Here is a 24,428-nt window from a genome sequence, read left to right on the forward strand (position 1 = left end):
ACGCTACCGGCGAGTCGGGGGCGGGGCGCAGCGCCGTACCATCAACACATGGCCAACGAGACAGAGGTGGCGGCCGGGGTGACGGAGCAGTCCGTCCAGGAAGCCCTGGCGACCGTCCACGACCCGGAGATCAACCGTCCGATCACCGAGATCGGCATGGTGAAGTCCGTCGAGATCGGCGACGGCGGCGCGGTGAAGGTCGCGGTGTACCTCACCGTCTCGGGCTGTCCGATGCGCGAGACGATCACCCAGCGGGTCACCGACGCGGTGTCCGCCGTTCCCGGTGTCACCGCCGTCTCCGTCGAGCTCGACGTGATGAGCGAGGAGCAGCGCCGCGAGCTGTCGCAGCTGCTGCGCGGCGGCGCCCCGGAGCGGGAGATCCCGTTCGCCAAGCCGGGCACCCTGACCCGGGTGTACGCGGTCGCCTCCGGCAAGGGCGGCGTCGGCAAGTCCTCGGTGACGGTCAACCTGGCGGCGGCGCTGGCCGCGGACGGCCTGAAGGTCGCCGTGGTGGACGCCGACATCTACGGCCACAGCGTGCCCCGCATGCTGGGCGTCGAGGGTCGGCCCACCCAGGTGCAGGACATGATCATGCCGCCGGCGGCGCACGGCGTGAAGGTCATCTCGATCGGCATGTTCACCCCGGGCAACGCGCCGGTGGTGTGGCGCGGCCCGATGCTGCACCGCGCGCTGCAGCAGTTCCTCGCCGACGTGTACTGGGGCGACCTGGACGTCCTGCTGCTGGACCTGCCGCCCGGCACCGGCGACATCGCGATCTCCGTCGCGCAGCTCGTCCCGAACGCCGAGATCCTGATCGTCACCACCCCGCAGATGGCCGCCGCCGAGGTCGCCGAGCGGGCCGGCACGATCGCGCTGCAGACCCACCAGAAGATCGTCGGCGTCATCGAGAACATGTCGGGCATGCCGTGTCCGCACTGCGACGAGATGATCGACGTCTTCGGCACCGGCGGCGGTCAGACCGTCGCCGACGCCCTGACCCGCAGCGTCGGCGCGACCGTTCCGGTCCTCGGCTCCATCCCGATCGACGTCCGCCTCCGCGAGGGCGGCGACGACGGCCGCCCGGTCGTCCTCTCCAACCCGGACTCCCCCGCCGGCTCCGCCCTGCGCACCATCGCGGGCAAGCTCTCCGGCCGCCAGCGCGGCCTGTCCGGCCTCTCCCTGGGCCTGACCCCGAAGAACAAGTTCTGACGGACCCCCAGCACCACGAACGGCCCCGGGCACCTGCCCGGGGCCGTTTCTGCTGGAGCCGCCGTGTGTCCGGCCGGGCCTACCGTCCGTCGTAGGTCGCCAGGTCGGGGACGGTGGTGAAGCCGATGCCGTACGCGGAGACCGAGCGGCCGTAGGCGCCGATGAGGACGCCGGGGGCCTCGCCGGCCAGGACCCAGCCGTATTCGGATTCGCGGTAGCGGAAGGGCTGCGGGACGCCGTTGACGGGGAGGGTGAGGGAGGACCAGGCGGGGCCGTCGAGGTCGTCGGCCAGGTCCCAGGCGAGGGTGGACTGCTGGTCGAGCCAGTGCTGGCGCAGGGTGCGGTCGAGGTTGCCGGGCCAGGTGGCGGCGAGCAGGCCGGAGCCGGCCAGCCAGGCGGCGGAGGACGCGGAGGTGGCTTCCAGGGTGCCGGTGTTGTCGGCGCTGCGGCGGACCTCGCGGCGGGCCACGGTGACCACCAGCGCGAAGCGGCGGGTGTCGCGCGGTTCGGGTCCGCGGGCGGGTTCGTCGCCGTGGCCGAGGGTGCCGTAGTCGGGGAGGTCGGACTGCGCGGCGCGTGAGTTCTGGCCGGTGCCGACCTGGCCGAGCCAGCGGCGGCCGGTCCAGCCCTCGTCCAGGCCGTACCAGGGGAAGTCGGCGGCGCGGTAGGGGGCGAGGGGGTCGGCGGCGGGCCGACGCGTGGCGGCGGGTTCTGCGGTCGTTTGCGTGGCGTCCACTGCGGGCCTCCTCGGCTGTGCTCCTGCCACGGGCGGGCTCCATGGTGGCGCACCGCGGCCCCTCCGTCCGGGAAAACCGGGCCGGACACGGCCGGGCGTGACGGACCGCACAGCGCCCGCCGTCCGGGGAGGTAGTGGACACGATAGCGGCGCGGACGACGACGCCCCGCCTGCCGGGCGGGGCGTCGGGGTCGGGGTCGGGCGGGGAGCGTCGGTCAGGTGGCGTCCGGGTCGAACGGCGGGCGCTCGCCGGCCGCGAGGGCCGGGCCGTTGCTCAACGGGGAGGCCGGCTTGGAGAAGTCGACCGAGGCGCTCGGGGTGCGCGTCGGCTCGCCGTTCAGCGCGGACTTGAGGTCGACGCTGTCCTTGAGGTCCTTCAGCCCGAGCGGGTCGTCGTTGTCGCCGAGCAGCTGCTTGCGGACGAAGGTCTTCGGGTTGAGGTCCTCGAAATCGAAGTTCTGGAACTCCGGCCCGAGCTCGCTGCGGATGTCGTCCTTCGCGTTGTCCGCGAAGGAGCGGATCTTGCGAATGAACGCCATGGTGTCCTGAATCAGCTTCGGAAGCTTGTCCGGCCCGAAGATCACGATGGCCATGATGACGATCGTCAGGACCTCGAGTCCGCCTATGTCTCCGAACACCTGAACTCCCAGCACCCGACAACGCTGAACCAAGGGTAAACGCGGGCGGCCGTTCCCCGGCCTTCCTCAGGTGAATCCGTGGTAAAGACCACCTGGGCGACCGGCGTCGACGGCGTGCCGGTGAAGGCAGGCTAGCGCAGGACCTGGAGCTGGTCACCGCTGGGCGACGGCTGCGGGCTGGCCTGCAGCCGGGAGCGCATCGGAAAGTCCGGGGCGTCCATTTGCTGCTGCGCGTTGACGGGGACGATCGCGCCGCCGACGGGGGTGACGCTGGTGGGCTGCCGGTTGGGGCCGCCCTGGCCCGTGGTGAGGCCGCCGACGCCGCTGAGCGTGACCGCGGCGACCGAGAACGCCCCGGCGGCGGCGAACACCAGCCGGCGACCGCGGGGCGGAACCGGGCGGGGGGTGGGCAGCTCGGCAAGCGCGGCCAGCGGACGCGGTGCGGCGGACGGGCGGGCACCGAACAGACCGGCCCGCGGGTCGATCCCGGGTATCGGGGCGTCGGCGCCCAGCGCGCCGCCACCGAAGCCGGCGCCCCGGCCGAAGGAGCCGCCGGTGAGCCTGCTGCCGCCGAACACGGCACCCGACGGCCCATCAGGGCCCGATTCGTCCTCCGGCAGCGCGGCCACGGCCAGCAGCCGGGCCATCAGCGCCGCGGACGGGCCGGGCGCGCCGGCGTCGCTGAGCGTCCGCTTGACCGCGCGGGCGCCCTCCGCCTCGGCCAGGCACTCCGGACACGTCGCCAGGTGGGCCTGCACCCGCTCGCGGGCGTCGTGGCCGAGTTCGCCGTCCAGGTACGCGGTGAGGCGGTCGCCGAGGTGGTGGTGCTCCTCGGCCGCCGGCTCGACCGGACGGATCGTCACGGGCCGCAGCTCGGCCGCCGCCGGGGCCTGCTCGGCGGCGCGGCGCAGCGACGCCCAGCGCGAGCGGCCGGTGGCGTCCGCGCGCTCGGGGGCGTGATCGCTCATGACCCCCTCCGGTCGCTTCCGCCCGGTTCGGCACCGACCGCCACGGGCTCGACGGAGCCACCCCGGCGCGAACGGCCCGCGGCGGCGTTCGGCGCCCGGTGCTTGAGGGCGGCGCGCAGGTGCGAGCGGCCGCGGTGGATCCGGCTGCGGACGGTGCCGAGCTTCACCCCGAGGGTGGCGGCGATCTCCTCGTAGGAGAGGCCCTCGATGTCGCACAGCACCACGGCGGCACGGAACTCCGGGGCGAGGGTGTCCAGCGCCTGCTGGACGTCCGCGTCGAAGTGGGTGTCGCTGAAGTGCTGGGCGGGGCTGGGCTCGCGGCTGGCCAGGCGCTCCGCCGCGTCCTCGGCGAGGGCGTCGAAGCGGATCCGCTGGCGGCGGCGCACCATGTCCAGGAACAGGTTGGTGGTGATCCGGTGCAGCCAGCCCTCGAACGTGCCGGGGGTGTACGTGGACAGCGAGCGGAACACCCGGACGAAGACCTCCTGCGTGAGGTCCTCGGCGTCGTGCTGATTGCCCGTCAGCCGGTAGGCGAGGCGGTAGACCCGGGCGCTGTGCGCCTCGACGATCTCCTCCCAGCTGGGCGGCGTCCAGCTCTGCGCGTCGGGCCCCTCCGCGAAGGACGCGAGCTTGCCGGGGGCCTCGGCCACCGAGTCGTCGGCTGCGGTCGACTTGTCCAGGGGGGAGTGCACAGACTGGTTCATCACGGGCTTCGGCGTACGGGCCGACGTGGTGCCGCGGACGTGCCGCTGCACAGGGACGTCGCCCTCGGCCACACCTCCTCGGTCGGCTCTTCTGCCCAGCAGAGCCACCACCATATCCACCTCACACGTCAAGCCCGGATAAGAGCGGTCGAACAGCGACCGCCGCGGGTGGTCCGGCCACCCACGACAACTCAACGGCCAGCCGTCGAACGCGGTTCCCGGACGGCCAGTAGTCTGTCGCTGGAATTTGTCGACTTCCATCGACATCGGCGCTCCGGAAGAGGCAGCCATCACCGAGTTCGGGCCCCAGCGAGTGGCCCTCGCCGACACCTACGTCGGCGAGGACGCGGTGCTGACCTACGCCCGGGCCCAGTCGGCCCGCACCGGCATACGCGCGATCGAACCCAGCGGCGGTGCGGCCCTGCGCCTGCTGGCCGCCGCGCTCGACGCCAAGGCGGTGGTCGAGATCGGAACCGGCACCGGCGTCTCCGGCGTCTACCTGTTGCGCGGCATGCGGCCCGACGGCGTGCTCACCACCGTCGACTCCGAACCCGTCCGCCAGCAGTACGCCCGCGAGGCGTACCTGGCCGCCGGATTCGCCGCCAACCGGGCCCGCTTCATCCCCGGCCGGGCCCGCGACGTGCTGCCCCGGCTCGCCGACGGGCAGTACGACCTGGTGTTCTGCGACGGCGACCCTGCCGACTCCGGCTTCCACCTCACCGAGGCGATGCGGCTGCTCCGGCCGCGCGGCGTGGTCTGCTTCGAGGGCGTCTTCCAGGAGGGCCGGCTCGCCGAACCCGAGGCCGACGACCCGCAGACCCGCGCGGTTCGCGACCTGGTCGCCGACATCCGGGAACAGGGCGACACCCTGCTGCCCGCGCTGCTCCCGGTCAGCGACGGCCTGCTCTGCGCCGTCAAACGCTGAACCCGCCCGGACACGCGGAACGGGCCCGCTCCCCGCACCGGGGGACCGGGCCCGTCGAACACTCCCGGAGCGCCCGGGACGTGCGAGTGGCAGTACCCGCTCGGGTCAGCCGCAGGCCTTCTTCAGAGCCTCGCCCAGAGCGTCCGCCTCGTCCGGCGTCAGCTCCACCACCAGGCGCCCGCCCCCTTCGAGCGGAACTCGCATGATGATGCCCCGCCCCTCCTTGGTTACCTCCAGCGGGCCGTCACCCGTCCGCGGCTTCATGGCCGCCATGCTCGTTCCCCTTCCTGCAACCGTTCAGGTACGCACCGGCAGTCCGTCCACCGCCGGTATCGAACGCATTGATCGGAAGCCATTATCCCGCATGCGACCGCTCGATGACCAACATCACTCTCTCCGCCAAGCCTCCCGAACCCGCACCAAAGCGCCGATTACCGGCCGGAAGCCGCATCCCGCCGCACTCCGACACGCCCGCCAGGGGTGCGCCACCTCACACTCCCCCACCCGGCCGCACTCCGGCATGCTGTGCCCACGACAGCCCACCGCGACCCGGGAGCCCTCACCGATGTCCGACACCGTGCGCTACCACCGCGACGGCGCCCTCGCCGTCCTCACCATCGACCGCGCCGACGCCATGAACGCCCTCGACGTCGCCACCAAGGTCGCCCTCCGGGACGCCGTCACCACCGCCGCGACCGACCCCGACGTGCGGGCCGTGCTGCTCACCGGCGCCGGCCAGAAGGCCTTCTGCGTCGGACAGGACCTCAAGGAACACCTCGGACTGCTGCACCACCAGCAGGAGACCGGCGAGAGCGCGCTGCGCACCGTCGCCGAGCACTACAACCCGCTGGTCCGCGCCCTCGCCGGGATGCGCAAGCCCACCGTCGCCGCCGTCAACGGCATCACGGCCGGCGCCGGCGCCTCGCTCGCCTTCGCCTGCGACTTCCGGATCGTCGCCGACACCGCCGGCTTCAACACCTCCTTCGCCGGCGTCGCCCTCACCACCGACTCCGGCGCCTCCTGGACCCTCCCCCGCCTGGTCGGCCACGCCCGCGCCACCGAACTCCTGATGCTCCCCCGCACCGTCCGCGCCGACGAGGCCCTCACCCTCGGCCTCGCCACCCGCGTCGTCCCCGCCGCCGAACTCGCCGCCACCGCCCACGAGTTCGCCCTCACCCTGGCGAGCGGCCCGACCGTCGCCTACGGCGCGATCAAGGAGTCGCTGGCGTACGGCGCGTCCCACTCGCTGGACGAACTCCTCGACAAGGAGGAGGAGTTGCAGACCATGGCCGGCAACAGCGAGGACCACCGCATCGCGGTCGATGCGTTCGTGGCCAAGGAAAAGCCCGCCTTCGTGGGCAAGTAGCTCTCAGCCCCCGCGCCCCGTCAGGGGCGCGGGGAACTGTGCGAAGGGGAACGGCGCCCTCGGTAAGGTCCGTGGACGGCGAGCCGTGGCTGCTCGGGCGGACTACCGCGCGTGGCAGTCGGCCAGGTGGTCGTTCACCAGCCCGCACGCCTGCATCAGCGCATACGCCGTCGTCGGCCCCACGAACCGGAACCCGTTCTTCTTCAGCGCCTTCGCCAGCGCCGTCGACTCCGCCGTCACGGCCGGCACCTCCGCCAGCGTCTTCGGCGCCGGCCGGGCCGGGTCCCCGGCGTGGCTCCAGACCAACGCGTCCAGCTCGCCGTCGAGTTCACGTGCGGCGCGGGCGTTGGCGATGGTGGCGACGATCTTCGCGCGGTTGCGGATGATTCCGGTGTCGGCCAGCAGCCGTTCCACGTCGTCGTCCCCGAACTCCGCGACCTCGGCGATCGAGAAGTCCCGGAACGCCGCCCGGAAGCCTTCGCGGCGCCGCAGGATGGTGATCCAGGACAGCCCGGACTGGAACGCCTCCAGCGAGATCCGCTCGAACAGCGCCTGGTCACCGTGGACCGGACGGCCCCACTCGGTGTCGTGGTAGACCCGGTAGTCGTCGGACGAGTCGCCCCATCCGCAGCGCAGCAGCCCGTCCTCACCGAGCACGGCACCGGTCACGAGTGGTCACCCTTCTCGAACTTCTCGGACTTCTCGGACTTCTCTGACTTCTCGGAAGCGGCGTCGGCAGGGCCCTCGGAGAGGGGCTTCTTCTCCAGCACGGCCGTGAACGACTCCAGCCCGGGCAGCGGCTCGCCGGACGCGCCGCCCGTCGCCTCGACCGAGCCGCGCACCGCGCCGACGGCCTCCAGTTCGGCGATCTTCGCGTCCCGGAGGGCGAGTTCGGCGCCGAGGCGGTCGAGGACGTCGTCGACCTCGTCCATCCGGTAGCCGCGCAGCGCCATCGGCAGGCGCAGGTCGTCGACGTCGGTGCGGCTGAGCGGGCGGTCCTGCGGGAGGCGTGCGGTGAGGCGGTCGTGCTCCGCCTCGGGGAGGGATCCGCCGCCGCCGAGTGCCACCAGCGCGGCACCGCCGACCACCACGGCCATCGCAACCACGATCACCCAGAACACGAGCGTCCTCCGTCAGTCCCCGGCAGTTCCGGCTCCGGCAGTTCCGGCCCGGCAGTTACGGTCGGCTTCGGCCCGTGCTCAGGATCAGGTGGGATCATGGTCCGGTACAGGCCGGGGCCCATCATTGCACCCGGGAGCGCTGAGGAGGAGACAACGGTGGCACTACGCCTCGGCACAAGGGAGTTCGGCCCGGACGAGCTGGTCGTCATGGCGATCGTCAACCGCACCCCGGACTCGTTCTTCGACCGGGGGGCGACCTTCGCCGACGAGGCCGCGTTCGCCGCGGCGGACCGGGCGATGGCCGAGGGCGCGGCGATCCTGGACATCGGCGGGGTGAAGGCCGGGCCGGGCGAAGAAGTCACCGTCGAGGAGGAGTTGCGGCGCACGGTGCCGTTCGTGGCGGAGCTGCGCAAGCGCCACCCGGACGCGGTGATCAGCGTGGACACCTGGCGGCACGAGGTCGGCGAGGCGGTCTGCGAGGTCGGTGCGGACCTGCTGAACGACGCCTGGGGCGGCTTCGACCCGAAGCTCGCCGAGGTCGCGGCCCGGTACGGCGCGGGCCTGGTGTGCACGCACGCGGGCGGCGCGGAGCCGCGCACCCGTCCGCACCGGGTGGGGTACGAGGACGTGATGGCGGACATCCTGCGGGTGACCGTCGGGCTGGCCGAGCGGGCGATCGAACTCGGGGTGCGCCGCGACGGGTTGATCATCGACCCGGGGCACGACTTCGGGAAGAACACCCGGCACTCGCTGGAGGCGACCCGCCGGCTGCCGGAGATGACGGCGACCGGGTTCCCGGTGCTGGTGTCGCTGTCGAACAAGGACTTCGTCGGCGAGACGCTCGACAAGCCGGTGGACGAGCGGCTGCTCGGCACCCTGGCCACCACCGCCGTCTCCGCCTGGCTGGGCGCGCAGGTCTATCGGGTGCACCAGGTCGCGGAGACCCGTCAGGTGCTGGACATGGTGGCGTCGATCCGCGGCACCCGTCCCCCGGCGGTCGCCCGCCGGGGGCTCGCCTAGGACCTATCCGTCCGCCTCGATCAGGCGGGCGTGCCCTGCGGCTTGCGGGCCTCTTCCAGGACCTTCAGCACCTCGGCGACGTCGTCGGTGACGTGGAACAGTTCGAGGTCCTCGGGGTTGGCCTTGCCCTGGGCGACCAGGGTGGACTTCAACCACTCCACCAGCCCGCCCCAGTAGGCGCTGCCGAACAGGATCACCGGGAACCGGGTGACCTTGTGGGTCTGCACCAGGGTGAGCGCCTCGAACAGCTCGTCCAGGGTGCCGAGTCCGCCGGGGAGCACCACGAAGCCCTGGGAGTACTTCACGAACATCGTCTTGCGGACGAAGAAGTAGCGGAAGTTCAGGCCCAGGTCGACGTACTCGTTCAGGCCCTGCTCGAAGGGCAGCTCGATGCCGAGGCCGACGCTCAGCCCGTCGGCCTCGACGGCGCCCTTGTTGGCGGCCTCCATCGCACCGGGGCCGCCGCCGGTGATCACCGCGTAGCCGGCCTCAGCGAGGGCCCGCCCGATCTCCACGCCGGTCTGGTACTCGGGCGAGCCGACCTGCGTCCGGGCGGAGCCGAACACGCTGATGGCGGTGGGCAGTTTGGCGAGCGCGCCGAAGCCTTCGACGAACTCCGAGGTGATCCGCAGCACCCGCCACGGGTCGGTGTGCAACCAGTCGGTCGGCCCGGTGGTGTCCAGCAGGGCCTGGTCCGTCGTTTTCGTCTCGACCTGGTCCCGCCGCAGCAGCACCGGGCCCTTGCGCTTCTCGGGCCACGGCTTCCTGGCCCTGCGGACGGGTTCATCTCCGTTGGCTGTCATGACGAAACCCTACGCCTGACAAGGCAACTTTCCGAGGAACAACGGGAAACGGCTGCCCGTCCGCCAAAGGCCGTGCGGCGGCTACGCGGTGAGCCAGGCCCGCAGGCGGGCCTCGACCTCGGCGATCGCGGTCAGCGAGCAGTGCTCCTCGCGCTTGTGTGCCAGATTCGGGTCGCCGGGGCCGTAGTTGACCGCGGGGACGCCGTGCGCGGAGAACCGGGCGACGTCGGTCCAGCCGAACTTGGCCCGCGGCTCGCCGCCGACGGCGGCCAGGAAGGCCTGTGCGGCGGGCTGGGAGAGACCGGGGAGAGCGGCAGGGGAGGCGTCCACGATGTCCAGCTGGTAGCCGTCGAAGACCTCCCGCAGGTGGTCCTCGGCCTGCTCCAGGCTGCGGTCGGGGGCGAACCGGAAGGCGACGTGGATCCGGCACTCGTCGGGGATGACGTTCCCGGCGACGCCGCCGTCGATCCGGGTGGCGTTCAGGCCCTCGCGGTACTCCAGGCCGTCGATGACGACCCGTCGGGGCTTGTACTCGACCAGCCGGCGCAGCACTTCGGCGGCCTTGTGGATGGCGTTGTCGCCGAGCCAGCTGCGCGCGGCGTGGGCGCGCACGCCGGTGAGCGTGATGTCGGCGCGCAGGCTGCCCTGGCAGCCGCCCTCGACGACGGCGCCGCTGGGTTCCATCAGGACCGCGAAGTCGGCCGCCAGCCAGTCGGGGTGGGTGGCGAACAGGTGGCCGAGGCCGTTGCGCTCGGCCTCCACCTCCTCGTTGTCGTAGAACACGTAGGTGACGTCGTGGTTGGGCTCCTCCACCGTTGCGGCGAGCCGGAGTTGGACCGCGACGCCGGACTTCATGTCGGACGTGCCGCAGCCGTAGAGCAGGTCGCCCTCGACGTGCGAGGGCACGTTGTCGGCGATCGGGACGGTGTCCAGGTGTCCGGCGAGCACCACCCGCGCGGCCCGGCCGAGGTGGGTGCGGGCGACCACGTTGTTGCCGAACCGGTCGACGGTGAGGTGCGGGTAGGCCCGGAGCGCGGCCTCGACCGCGTCAGCGAGGGCGGTCTCCTCGCCGCTGACGGACGGGAAGTCGACGAGGCGGGCGGTCAGCGTGCCGCCGTCGAGGGTCAGGTCGAGGGGCTCGTTCGGGCTGCTCATGGCGGCCACCCTACCGAGCGGCCGGGCGGCCCCGGGGCCTGGCACGCAACCGCGCGGACCCGTACGACCGTCCGAACGGTTACGGTGTCCGCGGACGGCGCGGAATCGGAAAGCGGACCGCTGCGTGGACGACGGACGACGAGGAGAGGGGCCACGGTGGCCACAGACGCCGAGTATTCGGAGGGTGGCGCCGAGGAGCGCCGTCGGCGGCCGTGGCGGCGAATCCTGGTGGGGGTGCTGGCACTTGCGGTGGTCGGCGGCCTGGTGGTGTGGCTGAACCGCGAGAAGATCACCGTCCCGGACGAGGGCTGCAAGGTCACCGCCACGTCCGGTTCCGGGTCGATGGAGCTGGGCGCGGCGGCGAACGCGGCGACCATCACGGCGGTGGCGATGTCCCGCGGCCTGCCCGAGCGGGCGGTGACGATCGCGCTGGCGACCGCCATACAGGAGTCCAAGCTGCGCAACCTGGAGGGCGGCGACCGGGACTCGGTGGGCCTGTTCCAGCAGCGCCCGTCGCAGGGTTGGGGCACCGTCGAGCAGATCATGGACCCGGTGTACGCGACCAACAAGTTCCTGGACGCGCTGGTGAAGGTGAACGGCTACGCGCAGATGCCGCTGACCGACGCCGCCCAGCAGGTGCAGCGCAGCGGCTACCCGCAGGCGTACGCCAAGCACGAGAACAACGCGACGCTGCTGGCCACCGTGCTGATGGGCCGCGAGCCGGCGGCGCTGAACTGCGTGGTGCACGAGCTTCCGCAGCCGGACGCGGCGGCCCCGCCGGCCACCGGCGTGTCCGACCGGGTGCGCCGGGAGTTCGGCAAGGCGGTGACGGTGGCGACCGCCGACAAGGCAGCCAAGGACCCGCGCGAGGTGCTGGCCTTCACCCCGCAGCCCACCGCGAGCACCGCGAGCGCGGGCGGCACCCAGCAGACCGGCTGGGCGCTGGCCCAGTGGTCGGTGGCCCGGGCGGCGGACCTGGGCATCGGGCAGGTCGCCTACGACGGCAAGGTGTGGCGGGTGGACCGGCCCAACGACGGCTGGAAGCCGCTGCCGACCGCCCCGACGGACCGGGTGCTGGTGACGCTGGGCGCGCCGCCGAAGAAGAAGTGACGGCGCCGGCGGTGCGTTGACGCACAAATGCCCGGGTGACGGCCCACCGGGTGATTCGCGTCAACTCCCGCTGACGGCACGGCAGTCGGCGAACCGCCGACACGCCGGTCCGGGACGCGGACGAGGGTTTCCGTGCCCGCCAAGGGAAGTGACGATTCTTCAGCCGTCGCATCGTGGACGATCCACCCGGTTTGCCGGAAAGCGGATCGTCCGATCTTTACCAACCCTTGACCTTGACCGGCCGAAACCTTCCCGGTGCTCTTGCGGTCATACACGTCGCCCGCCGGGCGGACAGCCGTACCGGCCGTCCGCCCGGCGGACCGTAGACCTCACCTCTTAGGAGCACCATGTCCCTCCCCCTCACGCGCCGGCTCGCCCAGGCCGCGCTGCTCGTCGCCGCAACCGCGGCGCCGCTCGCGGCCGCGGGTGCCGCCTCCGCCTCCGAGGTGGTCCCGCAGACCGACCTGGGCGCCGGAGTGACCAAGCTGGCCAACGTCCCCAACTCGGGCGACACGGTGCAGGGGGCGAGCCACGAGCTCGGCCACATGGTCGGCACCACCGGCTCCGCGGCCCTCGCGGCGGGCGGTCCGGCCGTCGGTGACGCGGCCGGCAGCACCGTGTCGCACGCCCTGCCCTCCACCGACGAGGCGCTCGGCCACCTCGGCCCGGCCGCCCACGCCGACCAGCTGACCGGTGCGCTCGGCACGCTGTCCGACCGGGTCGTCCCGGCCGTCGAGCAGAAGGTCGGCCCCGCGGTCACCGACAAGGTCCTCCCGGCCGCCCGCAAGGCCACCGCCACCCCGCTCGGCACCGTCGCCAAGAACCTGCCGGTGGACCGCCTGGCGCAGAGCCTGCCGGCCGCCGAGAAGCTCGCCCCGGTCCTCGGCGCCGTCCAGTCGCTGCCGGTCACCGGCGCCGTCGCGGGCCTGGCCGAGCACGAGTCCGCCAACCGCCTGGGCGGGATGCCCCCGATGGGCGGCACCAACAACCCGCTGAGCGGCCTGCTGGGCGCCACCCCGCTGGGCGGGCTGCTCGGCGGGCTGGGCGGTGCGGGCGGCAGCCACCTCGCAGGCTGATCCGTCGCACGAACGCCGAAGGGGCGGAGCCGACCGGCTCCGCCCCTTCCACGCGCCTAGCGCTTGAGCCGCTCCACGGCGGCGGCCACCCGCTCGTCGGTGGCGGTGAACGCCACCCGCACGAAGCGGTCGCCAGCCGGGCCGTAGAAGTCGCCGGGGGCCACCAGGATGCCCAGCTCGGCGAGTTCGGCCACGGTCTCCCAGCACGGCCGGTCCTGGGTCGCCCACAGGTACAGGCTCGCCTCGGAGTGCTCGATCCGGAACCCGTACGCCTCCAGCGCGGCCCGCAGCGCGCCGCGCCGCTTCGCGTACCGCTCCCGCTGCTCGGCGACGTGCGCGTCGTCGGCGAGCGCGGCCGCGGTGGCCGCCTGCACCGGCGCGGGCACGATCATGCCGCCGTGCTTGCGGATCTCCAGCAGCTCACGGACCACCACCGGGTCGCCGGCCACGAACGAGGCCCGGTACCCGGCGAGGTTGGAGCGCTTGGACAGCGAGTGGACGGTGAGCAGCCCCTCGTGCGAGCCGCCGCACACCGACGGGTGCAGCACCGACACCGGCTCGGCCTCCCAGCCGAGTTCGAGGTAGCACTCGTCGCTGACCAGCAGCACCCGGTGCTCCCGGGCCCACTCGACGGCGCGACGCAGCTCGTCGGTGCCGAGCACCCGTCCGGTCGGGTTGGACGGCGAGTTCAGCCAGAGCAGCCGGACCTTGCTGCCGTCCAGCTCGTCGATGTCCCCGTACGCGACCGGCTCGGCGCCGCAGAGCAGCGCGCCGACCTCGTAGGTGGGGTAGGCGAGCTTCGGGTAGGCGACCTGGTCGCCGGGGCCGAGGCCGAGCTGGCCGGGCAGCCACGCCACCAGTTCCTTGGAACCGACGGTGGGCAGCACCGCAGCGGGGCCGATCTCGGCGCCGACCCGGCGGTTCAGCCAGCCGGCGATCGCCTCGCGCAGGGCCAGCGGGCCCCACACGGTCGGGTAGCCGGGCGTGTCGGTGTGCGCGGCCAGGGCCTGCTGGATCAGCTCCGGCACCGGGTCCACGGGGGTGCCGACGGAGAAGTCGCACAGCCCGTCCGGGTGGCTCTCGGCGGTGCGCTTGTACGGTTCGAGCTTGTCCCACGGGAAGACCGGCAGGCGGTCGGATACGCGGCGCGCCGCCCCCGGGTGTCCCGGGAACGGCGCGTGCGTGCTGTCGTTGGTGCTCACAGCGTGGATGCCACCGATCAGTGGTCGGCGTTCTGCGGGGGCAGGGCCGCGATGAACGGGTGGTCACGCTCGATCAGGCCGAGCTTGGAGGCGCCGCCGGGCGAGCCCAGGTCGTCGAAGAACTCGACGTTCGCCTTGTAGTAGTCCTTCCACTCCTCCGGAGTGTCGTCCTCGTAGAAGATCGCCTCGACGGGGCACACCGGCTCGCACGCACCGCAGTCCACACACTCATCCGGGTGGATGTAGAGGGAACGCGAACCCTCATAGATGCAGTCGACGGGGCACTCCTCGATGCACGCCTTGTCCTTCACGTCGACACAAGGCTGCGCGATGACGTAGGTCACGCTGTCGTTCCTCCTCGGAAGGGCTGCCGCCCTACTGTTTACTCGGTCGCGCGGTGCGCGCGGCGTCGTCGATGCCCGCCCCTAGTATCGCGGGTCGGGGGACGCAAATGCACAGGAGGTGCGGTTGATGGTCGGCGGAGTACCGCTGGAGGCCCGTCCGGAGGTCCGGATAGACCCGTCTGACGTGGGAAGACGCGTCTCGGCGCGGCGTGCTGACGGCGTGGCGGACGGACGGCCGGTGTTCCGCGATGTGATCGGCGTGCTCACTTCCTGGGACGGCGACGGGTTGACGATCGAGTCCCGGCACGGCGTGTCGGCGCGTTTCGCCGCAGATCTGCTGGTCGCGGGCAAGCCGGTGCCGCCGTTCCCCGCCCGGAACGTCCCGGTGCCCGGCGTCACTCCGGCCGAACTCCAGCGGACCGCGGCGCGCGGCTGGCCCGCCGTCGAACAGCAGCGGCTCGGCGACTGGGTGCTGCGCGCCTCCGCCGGTTTCACCAAGCGCGCCAACTCGGTGCAGGCGATCGGCGACCCCGGCCTGCCGCTGGACGAGGCGCTGGACCTGGTCCGCGACTGGTACGCGGCCCGCGGCCTGCCCGCACTCGTCGAGGTGGTGGACGGCGCCTCGCCGCCCGAACTCGACGGGCTGGGCGACCGGCTGGCCCCGACCACGGTCCGCGAGGCCCGGCTCGGCGGACTGACCAGGGCTGCCGCACCGGACAGCTGGCGGCAGGTCCGGCTGTCCCGCACGGCCGACCGCGACTGGCTCTCGCTGTACCGCCGGGTGGGCGACGACCCCGCCCTGGAGGCCGCCGCCAGCGCCGTCCTGCACGGCGGGCCGTCGGTCTGGTTCGCCCACGTGCCCGGCCCCGACGGCACCCCGCTCGCGATCGGCCGGATGGCGGTGGACGGCGACTGGGCCGGGTTCTCCGCGATCGAGGTCGTCCCGGCCGCCCGCCGCAGCGGCCTGGCCACCACCGTGATGGCGGTACTCGCCGCGCGTGCCGCCGAAGAGGGCGCCACCGGCGCCTACCTGCAGGTCGAGGCCGACAACCACGGCGCTCAGGCGCTCTACGACCACCGGGGCTTCACGACCAGTCACACTTACCATTACGCGCGCCTTCCCCAGCGGTAGCGTGCACCACCTGAACCGAGCCACGAACCGCTGCTGAACCGAAGGCCGCAGTGACCGAGCAGAGCAGAACCCGCTTCCGAGCCGAGGCCCGGGCCGACAACCCCGACCCGGTGCTGCTGTGCCTGCTCGCCGCCGCCGAGCACACCCTCGGCGACCCCGGCGACAGCGCCGAACCGCCCGACCTCGACGCCGTCCTGAGCGCCTGCCAGACCGCCCTGGACCGGCACGCCGCCGCCATCCGCGAGGCCGTCGCCGAACGCCGCCCGCGCGGCCCCGAGGAGACCGCCGCGCTCCTCGCGGCGGTGCTCGGCGGCCGGGAACGCTTCCACGGCCGCCAGTCCGATTACCGGCGGCTGGAGTCCTCCCTCCTCCCCGAGGTGCTCCGTCGCCGCCGCGGGCTGCCGATCATGCTCTCCCTGGTCTGGTCGGCGGTCGCCGCCCGGGCCGGCCTGACCGTTCACGGCATCGCCCTGCCCGGCCACTTCATCGTCGCGGTCGGCGGGCCCGACGGGAGCGACGACTACGTCCTCGCCGACCCCTTCCACGGCGGCCGCCTGCTCGACATCCCCGACGTCGAACGCCTGGTCGCCGCGTCCGGCCACCCCTACACCCCCGAACTGCTCACCCCCGCCCAGCCGCTCGACACCGTCCTGCGCGTCCTCGGCAACATCCGCCACTGGGCCGCCGAACGCCCCGAACACGCCCGCACCCAGCTCTGGGCCGCGGAACTCGCCCTGCTCCTCCCCCGCCACCCCGCACAACTCCGGCTGGAGCGCGCCGAGTTGCTGGTCAAGACCGGCGATTTCCTGGGCGGGGCCGCGGAGATGGACTCGTACGCGGAGATCCTGGACGCGTTCGACCCGGACAGCGCGAGGCGCGTCCGCGATGAGGCCAAATCGGCGCGGCACCGGCTGAACTGAGGGCGCGAGAGGGTGCGAAACCGGGGGCGCGGGGAACTGCGCGAGGCGGGAGGCACCCCGTCCGCAAGATCGCGACGCAGGACAATGACCTGCACTTGATCGCGACCTTGGGGACGTGGTCTGCGCTGGTCGTGCAGTTCCGCCCCCTCGGCTTCGCCTGGGGGTACCCCCAGCGCCCCTGTTTTCGCACCCGCCTGCTCGCGCAAGTCTCCCCGCGCCCCTGGTGGTTCACCTCATCCTGTTACAGCCAGCCCTTTTCGCGGGCGACCCGTACCGCCTCCGCGCGGTTGCGCGCCGAGGTCTTCTGGATCGCCATCGACAGGTAGTTCCGCACCGTCCCCTCGGAGAGGTGCAGCCGGGCCGCGATGTCCGCGTTGACGGAGCCGTCCGCCGCCGCGGCCAGCACGTCGCGTTCGCGTCCCGTGAGGGGGTTCGCGCCTTCCGCGAGTGCGGCGGCGGCCAGGGTGGGGTCGATGACCTTCTCGCCGCGCAGGACGCGCCGGATCGCCTCGGCGAGTTCCGCGGCCGGCGCGTCCTTGACCAGGAACGCGTCGGCGCCGGATTCCATGGCGCGGCGGAGGTAGCCGGGGCGGCCGAAGGTGGTGGCGATGACGACCTTGGTGCGGGGGTGGACGCGGCGGATCTCGGCGCAGGCGTCGATGCCGGTCATGCCGGGCATCTCGATGTCGAGGACGGCGACGTCGATCCGGTGTTCCGTCACTGCGGCCGCGACCTCGTCGCCGCGGGCGACCTGGGCGACGACGTCGAGGTCGTCCTCCAGGGAGAGGAGTGCGGCGAGGGCCTCCCGCACCATGCTCTGGTCTTCCGCCAGGAGTACGCGTACTTGCTGGTCGCCGGTTCGGTCCGTCACGGGGCGCAGCCTATTCCCCGCTGGGGCCGGGTCGCAGGGGGACGAGGGCGCGCAGCCGGAAGCCCTTGCCGCGGTTGGCGGGGCCGGCGTCGAGGTGGCCGCCGACCTGTTCGAGGCGTTCGCGGAGGCCGGAGAGGCCGTTGCCGGGGTGGGACTTGCCGGGGCCGGGGCCGTTGTCGACGACTTCCAGGACGGCGTGGCGGCCGTCGTCCTCCCAGGTCTCGTCGAGGTGGACGGAGCAGCGGGTGGCGCCGACGCCGTGCCGGACCACGTTGGTGACGGCTTCGCGCAGGGCCCAGGCGAGGGCGCCGGTCTCCTCGGGGCCGAGGCCGGGGCGTTCGTCGGTCAGGCGGGGGTCGGCGTCGAGTTCGATCCGGCTGGCGGTCAGAGCGGTGCGGGCGGCGGCGAGTTCGACGGCCAGGGTGGGGCGGCGGAAGCCGCTGACGGCTTCGCGGACGTCGGTGAGCGACTGCCGGGCGACCTTTTCGATGTCGCCGACCTGGGCGCGGGCCTCGGCGGCTTTCTCGGCGTCCATGAAGCGGCCGGCGAGTTCGCTCTTGATGGCGATCAGCGAGAGCGAGTGTCCGAGCAGGTCGTGCAGGTCGCGGGCGAGGCGCAGCCGTTCCTCGGAGGCGGCGAGGTGGGCGACGGCGGTGCGGGCCTCGCGCAGTTCGCGCATGGTGGTGACGAGGCGCTGCATGCCGTACATGGCGACGCCGGCCAGCAGGCAGGGCAGTCCGATCTCGATCAGGGTCCGGTGGTCGGCGCCGGTGCTGAGGCCGATCACCGCGAAGACGGCGGTGACGGCGGCGATGCCGCCGAGGGCGGTGCGGCCGGGCAGGACGATGGCGGCGCAGACCGAGGTGTAGGTGAACAGGGTCAGCCAGGCGTCGCCGAGGCCGATCGAGGTGCCGATGGCGATGCCGAGGATCAGCGCGAACGGCACGTACTGCCGGGATCGGGCGATCCGGTGGGTATGGCGGATCACCACCAGCGACATGTAGGCGGCCAGGAAGACCACCAGCAGCGCCGCTCCGGCCGCGGTGGCGGTGGTGGTGTGCCGGCCGGTCGCCAGGTCCTGGACGGGGTACAGCAGGTAGAACGCCCAGACGGCGGTCCAGGTCAGTTTGACCAGCAGTTGCCGGCGGGTTTCGACGGGCGCGCCCGGGTACGTGGTCCACCGGCCGGTCGGCCCGTCCTCCCCGAGGCTGTCGGGGCGGCGGGCCGGGCCGGTGGTCTGCATGCGGGCCATCATGCCTGCTGGGAGTCCTTGCGGTACAGGTAGGCCGCGACGGCCGTGAACAGCACCAGGAAGCCGGCCAGGGCGGCGATCGCGGAGCCCGCGACGCCCTGGCCGTGGATGAACGAGGCCAGCTGGTTGTAGTCGTAGACGGGGTTGAACCGGGCGAAGGTCTTCAGCGAGTCGCTGACCGGGAACCAGGTGCCGCCGAGCAGTGCCATCAGCATGTAGGCGATCATCACGACGGGCTGGACGGCGTCCGGCTGGGCGGCGTACCCGAGGGCGACGCCGAGCGCGGCGAACACGAAGCTGCCGAGCCACAGGACGGCGGCCAGGCCGAGCCACTGGGTGGCGGTGAGGTCGACGCCCTCGATCGCGCCGACCGCGAAGACCACGGCGATGGCGGGCAGCGTGGTGACGGCGCAGGCGGCGATCTTGCCGATGGTGTAGGCCCGGCCGGGCAGTGCGGTGAGCCGGAGTTGGCGGGTCCAGCCGTTCTTGCGTTCCAGCGAGATCCGCTGCGCGGAGCCGGTGAGGACGGCGCCGACCGCGCCGAAGGTGGCCATCGAGACCATGAAGTACGACTTGACGGAGACTCCGCCGGCCACCGTGCCGCCGCTGCCGTAGGCGCTGATGAAGAACACGTACAGCAGGGCCGGGTAGAGGACGATGAGCATCAGGTACTTCTTGTTGCGCAGGGTGCGCAGGATCTCCAGCTGGATCAGGGTGGTCATCGCGCGCTCTCCTCGTCGTCCTTGTCCTGCTCTCCGGTGATGGTCAGGAAGGCCTGCTCGAGGCCGAGGCTGGTGACCTCCAGCCCGCGCGGGTACAGGCCGGCCTTGTAGAGCGCGGCGACGCCCGCGTCGGCGTCGGTGGAGCGGATCCGGACGGTGTGCACGCCGTCGGTGCGGGTGCTGACGTCCAGTCCGACGGTGCCGGGCAGGGCGCGCAGCACGGCCTCGTCGAGCGGGCCGCCGTCGGAGGGGTGCAGTTCGAAGCCGATCCGGCGGGCGCCGGCCTTGGCCTTGATCTCGGCGGAGGTGCCGTCGGCGATCAGCCGGCCCTTGTGCAGGACGAGGACCCGGTCGGCGATGGAGTCCGCCTCTTCCAGGTAGTGGGTGGCGAACAGGACGGTGCGGCCGGCGTCGGCCTGGGCGCGCATGGTGGCCCAGAACTGCTGGCGGACCGAGACGTCCATGCCGGTGGTGGGTTCGTCCAGCACGATCAGGTCGTTGGCGCCGGCCACCGCGAGGGCGAACCGGACGCGCTGTTCCTGGCCGCCGGAGAGCTTGTCGACCCGGCGGTCGGCGAGGTCGGCGATCCCGGCGGTCTTCAGCACCTCCCCGGGCTTGTGCCCCTTGGGGTGCACCTTGCAGGCGAGGGTGACCAGTTCGCGGACCTTGACGTCGCTCATCAGGCCGCCGCTCTGCAGCATCGCGCCGACCCGGCCGCCGGTGATCGCCTCGCGCGGGGTGCCGCCGAACAGTTCGACGGTGCCGCTGTCGGGTTCGCGCAGGCCCAGCAGCAGGTCGAGGCTGCTGGACTTGCCCGCGCCGTTCGGGCCGAGCAGGGCGACCGTCTCGCCCGGTCGCAGGACCAGGTCGAGTCCGTTCACCGCCTTCACCCGGCCGTAGCTCTTGCTGACGTTCCGGAAGGCCGCGACCTCCCCCGTTCCCGTACCCATCTGTCTCTCAGTCCCTTCGGAGCCGTCTCTCTGCGACTCCTCAAGACTCCTCGGAACGGGGGTGCCGTCGGCAGTGTGCACCGTCGTGACGTCCGCATGACGGATGTCACGGGTGCACCGGTTACGCCATGCCCAGGGCGTCCTTCAGGAACCGGACCTGGAGCAGCAGCAGGTTCTCCGCGACCTCCTCCTGCGGCGTCATGTGGGTGACCCCGGAGAGCGGCAGCACGGTGTGCGGGCGGCCGGCGGCGAGCAGCGCGGTGGACAGCCGCAGGCTGTGCGCGACCACCACGTTGTCGTCGGCCAGGCCGTGCACGATCATCAGCGGCCGACGCAGCGAAGGAGCCAGCGCCACCACCGAGTTGGCCTCGTACGCCTCCGGTTCCACCGCGGGGTCGCCGTAGTAGCGCTCGGTGTAGTGGGTGTCGTACAGGTCGTGCTCGGTGACGGGCGCACCGGCCACCGCGGCGTGGAACACGTCGGGCTCGCGGAGCACGGCGGCGGCGGCCAGGTAGCCGCCGTAGGACCAGCCGCGGATGGCGACCCGGCCGAGGTCGAGCGGGAACTCCTCGGCGAGCGCGTGCAGCGCGTCGACCTGGTCGGCGACGGTGATCTCGGCGGTGCGCCGGTTGATGGACTTCTCCCAGGCGGGGCTGTGCCCGGGGGTGCCGCGCCCGTCGGCGACGATCACCGCGAAGCCCTGGTCGGCGAACCACTGCGAGGTCAGGTGCGGGTTGTGCGCCTGCACCACGCGCTGCCCGTGCGGGCCGCCGTACGGGTCCATCAGCACCGGCAGGTCGCCGTCCACGTCCGGGTCGTAGCCGGTGGGCAGCAGCACCGCGCAGGGGATCCGCCGCTCGCCGGCGAACCGGAACACCGGGCGGGCGGTCAGCAGCGGGGTGTCCGCGTGCGAGGCGATCACCAGCGGTTCGGCGCCGTCCCGCAGCACGGTGACGGTGGTGCCGGGCCGGCGCGGGTCGGCGGTGGTGAGCACGGTGGTACCGCCCCCGCGCACCGCGCCGAGCGCGCCCTCGCCGAGCTCCCGCACGCCGTCCGGGCCGTACGTGAAGACGCCGAGCCAGCCGGGCGGGCGTCGCTCGAACTCGGCGGCGCCGCAGGAGGCCGAGAACAGCACCTGCTCGCCGTCCAGGCCGAGCACCGAGCGGACGTGCAACTCGGCGTCGGTGACGGCCTGTTCGCCGACCATCAGGACCCGGGCGTCGCCGTGGTCGGCGATCCGCACCAACTGCCCGTCGGCGCGCCGTACCGGGACGCCGCCGAACAGCTCCAGCCAGTCCTCGTCCCGCTCGGTGAGCAGCACGGTGGTGTCGCCGGTGGCCGGGTCCACCTCGAGCACCAGCTGTTCGCGCTGGTCACGGGCCTGCACCTGGAGCAGCGGCGGGCCGCCGGCCGACCAGTGCACGCGGGCCAGGTAGGGGTGGGCGGCACGGTCCCAGCGGATCTCGGTGCGGGTGCCGTCCAGGCCGAGCAGCCAGAGTCCGACCACGGCGTTGGGGGTGCCGGCGGCCGGGTAGGCGATCTCGACCGGCGGGCGCCCGGGGTTGGCGGGGTCGGCGATCCACCAGCGGCGCACCGGCGTGTCGTCGACCCGGGCGGCGAGCAGCGCGCTGCCGTCGGGGGCCCACCAGTGGCCGCGGTCGCGGCCCATCTCCTCCTGGGCGATGAACTCGGCCTGCCCCCAGCTGACGCCCTCACCCTCGGGCCCGGCGAGCAGCCGGTCGCCGCTGCCGTCGAGGGCCGTCACCCGTAGCTCGCCGCCGGGGGTGGCGTACGCGACGTGGTTGCCGTCCGGACTCGGGCGCGGGTCCAACAGCGGTGCGGCGGCCGGTAGTTCGCGGTACTCGCCGGTCTCCACCGCGACCGCGAACAGCCGCCCGGAGAGGGCGAAGACCGCGGTGCGCCCGGCGGAGTCCAGGGTGTAGCCGACGATGCCGGCGGAGGTCTCCCGGCTGCGTTCGCGACGGGCCCGCTCGGCGGCGGACAGCTCCTCGGCGCCGCCGCCGAGCAGCACCGCCGGGTCGGCGAGCACGGTCTCGGCGCCGGTCGCGACGTCCAGGCTCCACAGCAGGTTGGCGGGCGCCCCGGCGCCCCGGGAGCGCAGGAACAGCACCCGCGCGCCGTCCGGGGTGACGCTGAACGACCGGGGCGCGCCGGTGGTGAACCGGTTGGTGCGCGCGTACTGCCGGGGGAAGGTGTCGTGCGGCTTCTCGGTGGTCATGCCGCAGACCCTAGGGCCTCACTCCTTCGGAGCAGCCCGCCGCACCCGCGGCGTACGGCCGTTCGGACCGCCCCTGACCGGCGGCGCTGTACCCGGACGAGGCCGCCACGACACCCCGGACGGGCTCACGGAACGTCACCCGGAGGTCACCGATCCGGTATCAGTTGACCATCGTTCCGCCCGCTGCCCCTCCCCGGGGCGGCGCACCCGAGGAAGGGTGTGAGCCGTCATGGCTTTGTCCGTCTCCGCCGCCGTCCTGATGCTCTTCGTGGTCTGGCTCCTGGTCCGGCGTTCGGGCCTGAAACTGGGCCATGCGCTGGTGTGCGCACTGCTCGGCTTCTACCTGGCCTCCAGTTCGATCGCACCGTCGATCCAGGAGGTGACGGCCAACCTGGCCGGAATGATCAACAGCTTGAAGCTCTGACCGCCGCCCGCGTGCCGCCACGGCCTGTCCGGGGAGTCCCCTCCGGGCAGGCCGTAAGCTGCCGGACATGACCTCCGTACCCCCGGCCGACGCGCGCGGGCTGCTGCTGGTGCACGCCCACCCCGACGACGAGTCGATCAACAACGGCTCCACCATGGCGCGTTACGCCGCCGAGGGCGTCCGGGTCACCCTGGTGACCTGCACCCTGGGCGAGGGCGGTGAGGTGATCCCGCCGGAGCTGGCCCACCTGGCGCAGGACCGGGACAACACCCTGGGCGCCCACCGGATCGTCGAACTGACCGCCGCCATGCAGGAGTTGGGAGTCACCGACCACCGTTTCCTGGGCGGCGCGGGCCGCTACCGGGACTCCGGGATGATGGGCGTCGCGGACAACGAGGACCCGTCCTGCTTCTGGCAGGCCGACGTGGACGAGGCCGCCGGCCACCTGGTCACGGTGATCCGCGAGACCCGCCCGCAGGTGCTGGTGACGTACGACGAGAACGGCGGCTACGGCCACCCCGACCACATCCAGGCCCACCGGGTCGCGCTGCGCGGCTACGATCTGGCCGCCGACCCGGCGTTCCGCCCGGAGCTGGGCGAGCCCTGGCGGATCGCCAAGGTCTACTACAACCGGATGCCCCGCTCGGTGATCGAGGCCGGGCTGCGCCGGACCGCCGACGAGGCCCCGTTCAAGGGCGTCGCACCGGTCGACCAGATCCCCGGCGTGGTCGACGACCTGCTGATCACCACCGCGCTCGACAACGCGGCGCACGCCGGTGCGAAGGCCGCCGCGATGCGGGCGCACGCCACCCAGATCGTGGTGGACGGGCAGCACTTCGCGCTCAGCAACGACCTGGGCCAGCCGCTGCTGGCCACCGAGTACTACCAGCTGGTCCGCGGCGCGCTCGGCCCCGGCGGCCCGGAGAGCGACCTGTTCGCCGGGGTGGCCCGGTGAAGCTCCTCCACCCCTTCTTCGGCAGCCGCGACGACCGCCTGGGCGAGCGGCTGCCGCCGCGCGGCGTCCGGATCGCCGCCTACGCGGTGCTGTTCCTGCTGGGCGCGGCGGTCTCGGTGTGCGGAGCTTTCGTGCAGGCTCTGTGGGCGCCGCTGGGCGTGCTGCTGGCCCTGCTGGCCTGCGCCGGACTGTTCTACGGCGGGCTGCGGGCGACCGGCACCAAACTCGGCGCGGGCGCCCCGCTGGCGGGCTGGTTCGTGGTGCTGGCGGTGCTGCTGGCGCCCCGCCCGGAGGGCGACCTGGTGCTCTCCGCGACGGCGACCGCGTACGCCTACCTGTTCGGCGGCTCGGTGCTCGGCGTGGTGTGCGCGACCCTGCCGACCCGCTCCGGGTTCCTGTTCGGCGTACCGGCGCCGCAGCCCCGACAGGCCGTCAAGGACGGCGGCAAGTAGCGCCGTACCGGGGGGATCCGGACCATCGGCATCCCCCGGCCGTCCGACGGGTCGTATGCGCAGTCGGTATGGTGGTGCTTCGGCGGGCCACCCCCTCCGTTTGGCCCGAACCGGGCCGGGCGGTACCTTCGGCA

Annotated in this window: 27 protein-coding genes; 11 read left to right on the forward strand and 16 right to left on the reverse strand. The window is 72.9% G+C overall.

Features of this window, described 5'->3' with window-relative positions:
* The first annotated feature begins 48 nt into the window (after window positions 1-48).
* Window positions 49-1,209 (forward strand): Mrp/NBP35 family ATP-binding protein, encoded by a 1,161-nt coding sequence (locus tag ACFYST_RS25220; RefSeq protein ID WP_387865619.1) that lies wholly within the window; start codon window positions 49-51, stop codon window positions 1,207-1,209.
* Between the two features lie 79 nt (window positions 1,210-1,288).
* Here the strand turns inward: ACFYST_RS25220 and ACFYST_RS25225 are convergent, their stop codons facing one another.
* From ACFYST_RS25225 to sigE, 4 genes are all read right to left on the reverse strand, one after another.
* Window positions 1,289-1,945 (reverse strand): hypothetical protein, encoded by a 657-nt coding sequence (locus ACFYST_RS25225; RefSeq protein ID WP_387865620.1) that lies wholly within the window; start codon window positions 1,943-1,945, stop codon window positions 1,289-1,291.
* Between the two features lie 215 nt (window positions 1,946-2,160).
* A complete protein-coding gene (locus ACFYST_RS25230; protein ID WP_387637633.1) occupies window positions 2,161-2,583 on the reverse strand; it encodes a sec-independent translocase in 423 nt (140 codons plus the stop codon).
* 131 nt (window positions 2,584-2,714) lie between these two features.
* Window positions 2,715-3,551, reverse strand: a complete 837-nt coding sequence (locus tag ACFYST_RS25235; RefSeq protein ID WP_387865623.1) for an anti-sigma factor family protein — start codon at window positions 3,549-3,551, stop codon at window positions 2,715-2,717.
* Window positions 3,548-4,255, reverse strand: a complete 708-nt coding sequence (gene sigE, locus ACFYST_RS25240; protein ID WP_387637639.1) for an RNA polymerase sigma factor SigE — start codon at window positions 4,253-4,255, stop codon at window positions 3,548-3,550. Before sigE ends, ACFYST_RS25235 begins: the two co-directional genes overlap by 4 nt.
* Before the next feature lie 247 nt (window positions 4,256-4,502).
* Between sigE and ACFYST_RS25245 the strand changes: the two genes are divergently transcribed.
* The gene (locus tag ACFYST_RS25245; RefSeq protein ID WP_387637642.1) at window positions 4,503-5,180 is read left to right on the forward strand and encodes an O-methyltransferase; all 678 of its coding nucleotides are present in this window, start codon (window positions 4,503-4,505) and stop codon (window positions 5,178-5,180) included.
* Between the two features lie 105 nt (window positions 5,181-5,285).
* On the opposite strand, the gene ACFYST_RS25250 is transcribed toward ACFYST_RS25245, so the two are convergent.
* Window positions 5,286-5,453, reverse strand: coding sequence for a DUF3117 domain-containing protein (locus ACFYST_RS25250; RefSeq protein ID WP_014137929.1), 168 nt, complete (start codon window positions 5,451-5,453; stop codon window positions 5,286-5,288).
* A gap of 292 nt (window positions 5,454-5,745) precedes the next feature.
* Between ACFYST_RS25250 and ACFYST_RS25255 the strand changes: the two genes are divergently transcribed.
* Window positions 5,746-6,546 (forward strand): enoyl-CoA hydratase/isomerase family protein, encoded by an 801-nt coding sequence (locus ACFYST_RS25255; protein ID WP_387865625.1) that lies wholly within the window; start codon window positions 5,746-5,748, stop codon window positions 6,544-6,546.
* Between the two features lie 102 nt (window positions 6,547-6,648).
* Here the strand turns inward: ACFYST_RS25255 and ACFYST_RS25260 are convergent, their stop codons facing one another.
* Complete coding sequence (locus ACFYST_RS25260) at window positions 6,649-7,215, reverse strand: DNA-3-methyladenine glycosylase I (protein ID WP_387637647.1); 567 nt, start codon at window positions 7,213-7,215, stop codon at window positions 6,649-6,651.
* The gene (locus ACFYST_RS25265) at window positions 7,212-7,667 is read right to left on the reverse strand and encodes a DivIVA domain-containing protein (protein ID WP_387865627.1); all 456 of its coding nucleotides are present in this window, start codon (window positions 7,665-7,667) and stop codon (window positions 7,212-7,214) included. Before ACFYST_RS25265 ends, ACFYST_RS25260 begins: the two co-directional genes overlap by 4 nt.
* 207 nt (window positions 7,668-7,874) lie before the next feature.
* Between ACFYST_RS25265 and folP the strand changes: the two genes are divergently transcribed.
* Window positions 7,875-8,687, forward strand: coding sequence for a dihydropteroate synthase (folP, locus tag ACFYST_RS25270; RefSeq protein WP_387638864.1), 813 nt, complete (start codon window positions 7,875-7,877; stop codon window positions 8,685-8,687).
* Between the two features lie 20 nt (window positions 8,688-8,707).
* Here folP and ACFYST_RS25275 read toward each other — a convergent pair whose 3' ends face one another.
* Both ACFYST_RS25275 and dapE read right to left on the reverse strand, forming a co-directional pair.
* Window positions 8,708-9,490: a TIGR00730 family Rossman fold protein gene (locus ACFYST_RS25275; RefSeq protein WP_387637652.1), complete on the reverse strand. Its 783-nt coding sequence runs from the start codon at window positions 9,488-9,490 to the stop codon at window positions 8,708-8,710.
* A gap of 81 nt (window positions 9,491-9,571) precedes the next feature.
* Window positions 9,572-10,645, reverse strand: coding sequence for a succinyl-diaminopimelate desuccinylase (gene dapE / locus ACFYST_RS25280; protein ID WP_387637655.1), 1,074 nt, complete (start codon window positions 10,643-10,645; stop codon window positions 9,572-9,574).
* Window positions 10,646-10,801: 156 nt separating this feature from the next.
* Here dapE and ACFYST_RS25285 point away from each other — a divergent pair, with 156 nt between their 5' ends.
* Together ACFYST_RS25285 and ACFYST_RS25290 are read left to right on the forward strand one after the other, a co-directional pair.
* A complete protein-coding gene (locus tag ACFYST_RS25285) occupies window positions 10,802-11,755 on the forward strand; it encodes a hypothetical protein (RefSeq protein WP_387637658.1) in 954 nt (317 codons plus the stop codon).
* A 347-nt stretch (window positions 11,756-12,102) separates the two neighbouring features.
* The gene (locus ACFYST_RS25290; RefSeq protein ID WP_387865630.1) at window positions 12,103-12,831 is read left to right on the forward strand and encodes a hypothetical protein; all 729 of its coding nucleotides are present in this window, start codon (window positions 12,103-12,105) and stop codon (window positions 12,829-12,831) included.
* A gap of 56 nt (window positions 12,832-12,887) precedes the next feature.
* Here the strand turns inward: ACFYST_RS25290 and dapC are convergent, their stop codons facing one another.
* On the reverse strand, window positions 12,888-14,033 hold the full coding sequence (gene dapC / locus ACFYST_RS25295) for a succinyldiaminopimelate transaminase (RefSeq protein WP_387865635.1): 1,146 nt from the start codon (window positions 14,031-14,033) through the stop codon (window positions 12,888-12,890).
* Between the two features lie 17 nt (window positions 14,034-14,050).
* The gene (fdxA, locus tag ACFYST_RS25300) at window positions 14,051-14,377 is read right to left on the reverse strand and encodes a ferredoxin (RefSeq protein ID WP_350511846.1); all 327 of its coding nucleotides are present in this window, start codon (window positions 14,375-14,377) and stop codon (window positions 14,051-14,053) included.
* A 220-nt stretch (window positions 14,378-14,597) separates the two neighbouring features.
* Between fdxA and ACFYST_RS25305 the strand changes: the two genes are divergently transcribed.
* Together ACFYST_RS25305 and ACFYST_RS25310 are read left to right on the forward strand one after the other, a co-directional pair.
* The gene (locus ACFYST_RS25305; protein ID WP_387865638.1) at window positions 14,598-15,509 is read left to right on the forward strand and encodes a GNAT family N-acetyltransferase; all 912 of its coding nucleotides are present in this window, start codon (window positions 14,598-14,600) and stop codon (window positions 15,507-15,509) included.
* Between the two features lie 50 nt (window positions 15,510-15,559).
* The gene (locus ACFYST_RS25310; RefSeq protein ID WP_387637669.1) at window positions 15,560-16,429 is read left to right on the forward strand and encodes a transglutaminase family protein; all 870 of its coding nucleotides are present in this window, start codon (window positions 15,560-15,562) and stop codon (window positions 16,427-16,429) included.
* A gap of 241 nt (window positions 16,430-16,670) precedes the next feature.
* Here the strand turns inward: ACFYST_RS25310 and ACFYST_RS25315 are convergent, their stop codons facing one another.
* The 5 genes from ACFYST_RS25315 to ACFYST_RS25335 form a co-directional block, all read right to left on the reverse strand.
* The gene (locus ACFYST_RS25315) at window positions 16,671-17,243 is read right to left on the reverse strand and encodes a response regulator (RefSeq protein WP_387865682.1); all 573 of its coding nucleotides are present in this window, start codon (window positions 17,241-17,243) and stop codon (window positions 16,671-16,673) included.
* Between the two features lie 67 nt (window positions 17,244-17,310).
* On the reverse strand, window positions 17,311-18,543 hold the full coding sequence (locus tag ACFYST_RS25320; protein WP_387865641.1) for a sensor histidine kinase: 1,233 nt from the start codon (window positions 18,541-18,543) through the stop codon (window positions 17,311-17,313).
* Window positions 18,544-18,551: 8 nt separating this feature from the next.
* A complete protein-coding gene (locus tag ACFYST_RS25325) occupies window positions 18,552-19,274 on the reverse strand; it encodes an ABC transporter permease (protein WP_387865642.1) in 723 nt (240 codons plus the stop codon).
* Window positions 19,271-20,224: an ABC transporter ATP-binding protein gene (locus ACFYST_RS25330; protein WP_387865645.1), complete on the reverse strand. Its 954-nt coding sequence runs from the start codon at window positions 20,222-20,224 to the stop codon at window positions 19,271-19,273. The genes ACFYST_RS25325 and ACFYST_RS25330 overlap by 4 nt, the downstream gene beginning before the upstream one ends.
* Before the next feature lie 121 nt (window positions 20,225-20,345).
* Entirely contained in the window at window positions 20,346-22,463 is a 2,118-nt protein-coding gene (locus ACFYST_RS25335; protein WP_387865648.1) for an alpha/beta fold hydrolase, read from the reverse strand.
* Window positions 22,464-22,692: 229 nt separating this feature from the next.
* On the opposite strand from ACFYST_RS25335, the gene ACFYST_RS25340 reads away from it, so the two are divergent.
* The 3 genes from ACFYST_RS25340 to ACFYST_RS25350 all read left to right on the forward strand — a co-directional run bounded on the left by ACFYST_RS25340 (window position 22,693) and on the right by ACFYST_RS25350 (window position 24,294).
* On the forward strand, window positions 22,693-22,887 hold the full coding sequence (locus ACFYST_RS25340; RefSeq protein ID WP_380487809.1) for a DUF2304 domain-containing protein: 195 nt from the start codon (window positions 22,693-22,695) through the stop codon (window positions 22,885-22,887).
* A 67-nt stretch (window positions 22,888-22,954) separates the two neighbouring features.
* Window positions 22,955-23,842 (forward strand): N-acetyl-1-D-myo-inositol-2-amino-2-deoxy-alpha-D-glucopyranoside deacetylase, encoded by an 888-nt coding sequence (gene mshB, locus ACFYST_RS25345; protein WP_387865651.1) that lies wholly within the window; start codon window positions 22,955-22,957, stop codon window positions 23,840-23,842.
* On the forward strand, window positions 23,839-24,294 hold the full coding sequence (locus tag ACFYST_RS25350) for a DUF6113 family protein (protein ID WP_387865653.1): 456 nt from the start codon (window positions 23,839-23,841) through the stop codon (window positions 24,292-24,294). The genes mshB and ACFYST_RS25350 overlap by 4 nt, the downstream gene beginning before the upstream one ends.
* Window positions 24,295-24,428 lie beyond the last annotated feature (134 nt).

The sequence above is a fragment of the Kitasatospora sp. NPDC004614 genome (assembly GCF_042873675.1).
Classification (GTDB): Bacteria; Actinomycetota; Actinomycetes; order Streptomycetales; family Streptomycetaceae; genus Kitasatospora.

Coding starts and splice junctions, on each gene's coding strand:
- ACFYST_RS25315 (WP_387865682.1), bottom strand. CDS start 17,243: ATGGTGCGGGAGGCCCTCGCCGCACTCCTCTCCCTGGAGGACGACCTC.
- sigE (WP_387637639.1), bottom strand. CDS start 4,255: ATGAACCAGTCTGTGCACTCCCCCCTGGACAAGTCGACCGCAGCCGAC.
- ACFYST_RS25220 (WP_387865619.1), top strand. CDS start 49: ATGGCCAACGAGACAGAGGTGGCGGCCGGGGTGACGGAGCAGTCCGTC.
- mshB (WP_387865651.1), top strand. CDS start 22,955: ATGACCTCCGTACCCCCGGCCGACGCGCGCGGGCTGCTGCTGGTGCAC.
- ACFYST_RS25275 (WP_387637652.1), bottom strand. CDS start 9,490: ATGACAGCCAACGGAGATGAACCCGTCCGCAGGGCCAGGAAGCCGTGG.
- ACFYST_RS25340 (WP_380487809.1), top strand. CDS start 22,693: ATGGCTTTGTCCGTCTCCGCCGCCGTCCTGATGCTCTTCGTGGTCTGG.
- ACFYST_RS25250 (WP_014137929.1), bottom strand. CDS start 5,453: ATGGCGGCCATGAAGCCGCGGACGGGTGACGGCCCGCTGGAGGTAACC.
- ACFYST_RS25235 (WP_387865623.1), bottom strand. CDS start 3,551: ATGAGCGATCACGCCCCCGAGCGCGCGGACGCCACCGGCCGCTCGCGC.
- dapE (WP_387637655.1), bottom strand. CDS start 10,645: ATGAGCAGCCCGAACGAGCCCCTCGACCTGACCCTCGACGGCGGCACG.
- ACFYST_RS25325 (WP_387865642.1), bottom strand. CDS start 19,274: ATGACCACCCTGATCCAGCTGGAGATCCTGCGCACCCTGCGCAACAAG.
- folP (WP_387638864.1), top strand. CDS start 7,875: ATGGCGATCGTCAACCGCACCCCGGACTCGTTCTTCGACCGGGGGGCG.
- ACFYST_RS25335 (WP_387865648.1), bottom strand. CDS start 22,463: ATGACCACCGAGAAGCCGCACGACACCTTCCCCCGGCAGTACGCGCGC.
- ACFYST_RS25320 (WP_387865641.1), bottom strand. CDS start 18,543: ATGCAGACCACCGGCCCGGCCCGCCGCCCCGACAGCCTCGGGGAGGAC.
- ACFYST_RS25290 (WP_387865630.1), top strand. CDS start 12,103: ATGTCCCTCCCCCTCACGCGCCGGCTCGCCCAGGCCGCGCTGCTCGTC.
- ACFYST_RS25330 (WP_387865645.1), bottom strand. CDS start 20,224: ATGGGTACGGGAACGGGGGAGGTCGCGGCCTTCCGGAACGTCAGCAAG.
- ACFYST_RS25255 (WP_387865625.1), top strand. CDS start 5,746: ATGTCCGACACCGTGCGCTACCACCGCGACGGCGCCCTCGCCGTCCTC.